Source organism: Pontibacterium sp., from assembly GCF_041587635.1.
GTDB lineage: Bacteria > Pseudomonadota > Gammaproteobacteria > Pseudomonadales > Balneatricaceae > Pontibacterium.
On record NZ_JBFGYC010000721.1, the window covers coordinates 1 to 1,514 of the forward strand.

General features: G+C 53.4%; 2 protein-coding genes. One reads left to right on the forward strand and one right to left on the reverse strand.

The genetic code is table 11. From position 1 onward, the window contains the following. Positions 1 to 43: 43 nt before the first annotated feature. Complete coding sequence (locus ABYW01_RS21120; protein WP_372836553.1) at positions 44 to 166, forward strand: DUF1289 domain-containing protein; 123 nt, start codon at positions 44 to 46, stop codon at positions 164 to 166. 13 nt (positions 167 to 179) lie between these two features. Here the strand turns inward: ABYW01_RS21120 and ABYW01_RS21125 are convergent. Next, positions 180 to 1,514: ABC transporter ATP-binding protein (locus tag ABYW01_RS21125; protein WP_372836551.1), on the reverse strand; the 1,335-nt coding region annotated here is incomplete at its 5' end.

Below are 1,514 nucleotides of genomic sequence, written 5' to 3' on the forward strand. Positions count from 1 at the left end.
ACCCTGTATCCGAAACTGTTGTTTGGATGATAACAATATCTGTTTGGGCTGCTGCCGTTCGCTGGATGAAATCCTGCAGTGGCAGGGGGCTTCTGAAGAGCAACGTCAGGAATGGTTAAAAAGGGCGGAACAACGCCGGCAAGGTCGAGTTAACAAGACTCGATAGCGCCCGTTTCGAATCAAGATAACATCTGTACCCGGCGAGCTTGCTGCTGTAGCTGATACATCGAACGGTACAGCCCGGCATCGTTCTGCATCAACTCATTGTGTGTTCCTCTTTCCTCTATTCGCCCGTGTGATAACACCAGAATCTGATCTGCATGTTTAATCGTTGAAAGGCGATGGGCGACAATAATCATGGTGACTTTGCCGTGCAGTTCTCGCAGGGCGCGTTGAATGACTTGCTCAGTTTCACTATCCACATTGGCCGTGGCTTCATCCAGTAGCAAGATCTGGGGGGAGGCTGCGAGCGCTCGCGCGATCACCAGTTGCTGGCGCTGCCCCGTGGAAAGTCGAGTCCCGCCTTCACCCAAGCGTGTGTCGAGTCCATCCGGCAGCTGTCGGATGGTATCCGTCAGATGTGCCTGCTGTGCCGCTTGCAGCAGCTTGGCTTCCGGCAGGTTGCGTCCCATATCAATATTGTCCCGTAAGGAGCCTACGACAATAAACGGTTCCTGAGGGATAAGCCCAATACCCCGACGCAGGTTGTCGTGGCTGAAGCTCTCCAGTGGTTGCCCATCCAATCGGATGACCCCTTCGTGAGTGGGGTAGAAGTTCAGCAATACGCTGAGCAGGGTGCTTTTTCCGCTGCCAGTGTGGCCTACAACCGCGAAGAGTTCGCCGGGTTTAAGGTTAAAGCTAACATCGTGCAGCACCGGTTTGTCGGTTTGATAAGCGAAATTCAATGCTGAGACGGAGATATGGCCGTTTGTGATCTGAGCGGGAGAGTCATGATACTGCTGCTCGCCTTCCTCAATCAGTGTATGCACCCGATCACCGGCGACCATGGCCTGTTGATAAAGGTTAAAACGCTGGGTGACTTCCGCCAGAGGTTCGGTAAAACGCCCCAGATAGTTAAGAAATGCATACAGTACACCGACTTCCGCAACGCCTGCGGTGACCTGGAGGCCAAACATCCAGATGATCGCGACCAGCACCGAAACGCTGAGCAGGTCGATTGCTGGACGCAGCAGCAGGGCACTAACCTTGATGGTACGCATACGTGCGCGGTAATAGCCATCGTTGACCTGATCAAACTCTTCGATAAAGCGCGATTGTTGATTGCTGGCCTGCAATACTGACATCCCGGCAATGGATTCGCTGATGTTAGCGTTAATCTCTGAACGCAGGTGACGGCTTTGCTGAACCGCGGGGCCGCTGAATTTTTCGTAGAGGAAAATCACTCCCATCACGGTAGGAATGAGTAGGGCAGAAGCCAGCATCAGCTGCAGGTCCAGGAAGTTCACGATGCCATCATTGTTGAGATCCGGATCGCAGAAGTTACCAAAGCCGTC